Source organism: Streptomyces sp. SID14478, from assembly GCF_010548525.1.
GTDB lineage: Bacteria > Actinomycetota > Actinomycetes > Streptomycetales > Streptomycetaceae > Streptomyces.
In genome coordinates, this window is sequence record NZ_JAAGMG010000806.1 from 1 (window position 1) to 3,717 (window position 3,717).

Below are 3,717 nucleotides of genomic sequence, written 5' to 3' on the forward strand. Positions count from 1 at the left end.
GGACGCGCAGCTCGTCGGGGTCCCGCCCGTGCTCGGCCGCGCGGCGCCGCAATCCGGCGCGGGCGGCGTGCAGTTGGGCGGGTTCGGCGAGGGCGACGAGGGCGACGTCGGCGTGCCGGGCCGCGACGTCGTACGCGTAGGGCAGGGTGGCGTCGACGACGATCACGGGGTTGCCCTGCGGCGGCCGCGGCACGATGGACGGACCGCGCACGGAGAACGTACGCCCCTCGAAGTCGACGTGGTGCAGCTTCTCCCGGTCGACGAAGCGCCCGGTGGCGACGTCCCGGATCTCGGTGTCGTCCTCCCAGCTGTCCCACAACTTCCGTGCGGCATCGGCGACTTCACCGGCCTCGTGCCACAGGTCGGCGGGCGCGGCGGAGTCCCTGCGACCGAAGAGCCGCGCCTCCTCTTCGCTGAGCGAGACGTCGGGGCGCCAGCCGGCCCGGCCGCGGCTGACCCAGTCGAGGGTGGCGACGGCGGCCTGCACGTGGAAGGGCTCGGTGTGGGTGGTGGTGACGGTCGGCACGAGTCCGATGCGGGAGGTGGCCGGGGCGATCCTGGCCAGGACGGAGAGGGCGTCGAGCCCCTGCGCGGCGAAGCCGTCGTGGAGCGTGACGAAGTCGAGGGCACCGTGCTCGGCGAGCCGGGCCAGCTGGAGGTGGGGCTCGGCGTCGAGGGCGCCGGGCAGGTCGACGGCCGCGGCGAGGTGCAGCGGCCCCCGGCCGTTCTGACGGGTCATGACGGATGGACCTTTCGGCAGACGGGGTGCGTGGGCGAGCGGGGGTGGGGGGGCCGTCACGGCTTGGGCAGGCCCTTCGGGTTCACCTCGGACTTCGGCACGGCCTCGCTCGACAGGCCCCAGCGCTTCAGCACGCGCGCGTAGGACCCGTCCTCGATCACGTGGTTCAGGGCGGCCGCGTACGCGTCGACGAGCCCACTGCCCTTCTTCGTGGTCGCGGCGATCTTGCCCTGGACCAGGTCGCCGCCGCCGGAGATGGTGCCGATGATCCGCGACTGCCCCGCGGACGCCACGTGGTAGGCGACGGCCGGGCTCGGGCCGAGGTAGCCGTCGATGCGGCCGGACTGGAGCGCCAGGTAGTAGTCCGTGTCCTTCTGGAAGTACTTGATGGTGACGGGCTTCAGGCCCGCCTTCTCGTCCTGCTTGCTCCAGTCGACGAGGATCTTCTCCTGGTTGGTGCCGGAGGACACGGCGATGGTCTTGCCCGCGACGTCCTTGGGCCCCTTGACCTGCCAGCTCGTGCCCTTCTTCGCCTCGAACGCGATGTTGTCGAGCCGGTAGGTGGCGAAGTCGTACTTCTCCTTGCGCTCCTCGGTGACCGTGACGTTGGAGAAGACGGCGTCGAACTTCCCGCTGTCGAGGCCGACGAAGAGGTTCTCCCAACTCACCAGCTGCTGCTTGACCTTGAGCCCGAGCGTGTCGGCGACGAGCGTGGCGATGTCGAGCTCGGAGCCGATCCGGGTCCGGTCGTCGGTGGCGAAGAAGCCGAGCGGTGGCGAGGCGTCGGCGCTGCCGCCGAGCCGCAGCGTGCCGCGCTCACGGATCGCCTCGGGCACCAGCGCGGCGATCCTGGCGTCCTTCTTGCCGCGGATGCGGTTCTGGTCGGGTCCGATGTTGACGTTGCCGACCTTCTTCGTGGCGCCGTTGCCGGTGGTCGTGGCGGCGTCGCTGTCACCTCCGCAGGCGGCGAGCAGCGGGGCGAGGGTGAGCGCGGCGACGGAGGCGACGAGGGAGCGACGGGACAGCATGGGCGTACTCCTGTGAGGTGCGGGGATGGTTTCCGGGACCCTTGGGCCAACGGGCCCGGGCCGAAAGGGCCTGCGTCAAAGGTGCTGGGGTCAAAGGACCTTGGAGAGGAACGCCTTGGTGCGCTCCTCGCGCGGCGCGTCCAGTACGTCGCCGGGGGCGCCCTGTTCGACGATGCGGCCCTCGTCCATGAAGACGACGGTGTCGGCGACCTCGCGGGCGAAGCCGATCTCGTGCGTGACGACGATCATCGTGGTGCCCTGGTGCGCCAGGTCCTTGATGACGTCGAGGACCTCACCGACCAGCTCCGGGTCGAGCGCGGACGTCGGCTCGTCGAAGAGCAGCAGCTTGGGCTCCAGGGCGAGGGCCCGCGCGATGGCGACGCGCTGCTGCTGGCCGCCGGAGAGCTGGCGCGGGTAGGCCTCGGCCTTGTCGTCGAGCCCGACCCGCCCGAGGAGCCGGCGGGCCCGCTCGACGGCCTGGGACCGGGGCAGCTTGAGCGCGGCGACGGGCGCCTCGATGACGTTCTCCAGGACGGTCAGGTGCGGGAAGAGGTTGAAGTTCTGGAAGACGAAGCCGATGTGGGTGCGCTGCTTGAGCACCTCGCGTTCGCGCAGCTCGTACAGCTTGTCCCCGGACCTGCGGTAGCCCACCAGCGCCCCGTCGACGCTGATCCAGCCGCTGTCGACCTTCTCCAGGTGGTTGATGGTGCGCAGCAGCGTCGACTTGCCGGAGCCCGAGGGGCCGAGCACGACGGTGACCTCGCCGGCCCGCACCTCCAGATCGATGCCGCGGAGCACTTCGAGGGATCCGAAGCTCTTGTGGACGGCCTTGATGTCGACCATGGCGGGGGCCGTGCCGGAGGGGGCGCTCATCGGGTCGTGCCTTTCGCGAAGTGGCGCTCCACGTAGTGCTGGAGTACGGAGAGCGCGCTGGTCAGGAGGATGTACCAGGCGGTGGCGACCATGAGGAGAGGCACCACGCGGCCGTTGCGGCCGTAGATGACCTGCACCTGGTAGAAGAGCTCGCCGATCGCCATGACGGAGACGATCGAGGTGCCCTTGAAGAGGGAGATGACCTCGTTGGCGGCGTTCGGCAGGATCGAGCGCATCGCCTGCGGCAGCACGATGCGGCGGATCTGCCGCAGGCGCGGGATGCCGAGCGCGGCCGCGGCCTCCAACTGGCCGCTGTCGACGGCGAGTACGCCACCGCGCACGATCTCGGCGGCGTACGCGGCCTGGTGCAGGGCGAGTCCGAGGACGGCGGCGCTCATGGCGCCCACCAGGCCCATGGTGTCGAAGGAGAAGAAGCCGGGCCCGAACGGGATCCCGAACTGCAACTCCTTGTACAGGTAAGCCAGGTTGAACCAGAACAGCAGCTGCACGATCAGCGGGATCGAGCGGAACGCCCAGATGTAGCCGAACGCCACCGTCCGCAGGAACCGGCTCTGCGACAGCCGCATGAAGGCGATGACGATGCCGAGCGCGAAGCCGAGCGCCGTGCCGTAGAAGGTGAGCTGCAGCGTCGTCCAGACGGCCTTGAGGATGACGTCGGCGGTGAAGAACTCCGCGAACACCCGCCATTCCCAACCGGAGTTGGTGGCAAGACCGTGCACGAACTGGGCGACGAGCACGGCGGTCGCGGCGATGGCGGCCCACCGCCAGGGGTGGCGGACGGGTACGACCTTCAGCTGGGCGTAGTCGTCGACGGGCGGTGCCTCGGCGACTTTACGGAGGGGCGGATCACTGGTCAGGGACATAGGGGTACCTCGGGAGGAGTCAGGAAGGGGGCGGGCGGGCTCGGCTCAGGCCGCGGTGGCGCGACAGGAGAGGTCGGCGCGCAGGAACGCGAGGACGGCTCGCGCGGTGGCGTCGTTCTGCCGCAGCGCGGGGCTGTTGGTCCGCGGCCGGGTGAAGGCTCCGGCGCCGCGCGCGTTGGTGGCCGGGCCGAGC

The 3,717-nt window shown here is 70.5% G+C and carries 4 protein-coding genes; all 4 read right to left on the minus strand.

The window, feature by feature from the left end; translation table 11 throughout:
* Nucleotides 1-739: LLM class flavin-dependent oxidoreductase (locus G3I40_RS26505; RefSeq protein ID WP_164304678.1), on the minus strand; the 739-nt coding region annotated here is incomplete at its 3' end.
* 56 nt (nt 740-795) lie between these two features.
* Nucleotides 796-1,767 (minus strand): ABC transporter substrate-binding protein, encoded by a 972-nt coding sequence (locus G3I40_RS26510; RefSeq protein ID WP_164304679.1) that lies wholly within the window; start codon nt 1,765-1,767, stop codon nt 796-798.
* A gap of 90 nt (nt 1,768-1,857) precedes the next feature.
* The gene (locus tag G3I40_RS26515) at nt 1,858-2,640 is read right to left on the minus strand and encodes an amino acid ABC transporter ATP-binding protein (RefSeq protein WP_164304680.1); all 783 of its coding nucleotides are present in this window, start codon (nt 2,638-2,640) and stop codon (nt 1,858-1,860) included.
* Entirely contained in the window at nt 2,637-3,524 is an 888-nt protein-coding gene (locus G3I40_RS26520; RefSeq protein WP_164304681.1) for an amino acid ABC transporter permease, read from the minus strand. The genes G3I40_RS26515 and G3I40_RS26520 overlap by 4 nt, the downstream gene beginning before the upstream one ends.
* Between the last annotated feature and the right edge of the window lie 193 nt (nt 3,525-3,717).

What these genes read in the sequence shown, in the direction of transcription:
- G3I40_RS26510 (WP_164304679.1), bottom strand. Translation starts at nt 1,767, where the DNA reads ATGCTGTCCCGTCGCTCCCTCGTCGCCTCCGTCGCCGCGCTCACCCTC.
- G3I40_RS26515 (WP_164304680.1), bottom strand. Translation starts at nt 2,640, where the DNA reads ATGAGCGCCCCCTCCGGCACGGCCCCCGCCATGGTCGACATCAAGGCC.
- G3I40_RS26520 (WP_164304681.1), bottom strand. Translation starts at nt 3,524, where the DNA reads ATGTCCCTGACCAGTGATCCGCCCCTCCGTAAAGTCGCCGAGGCACCG.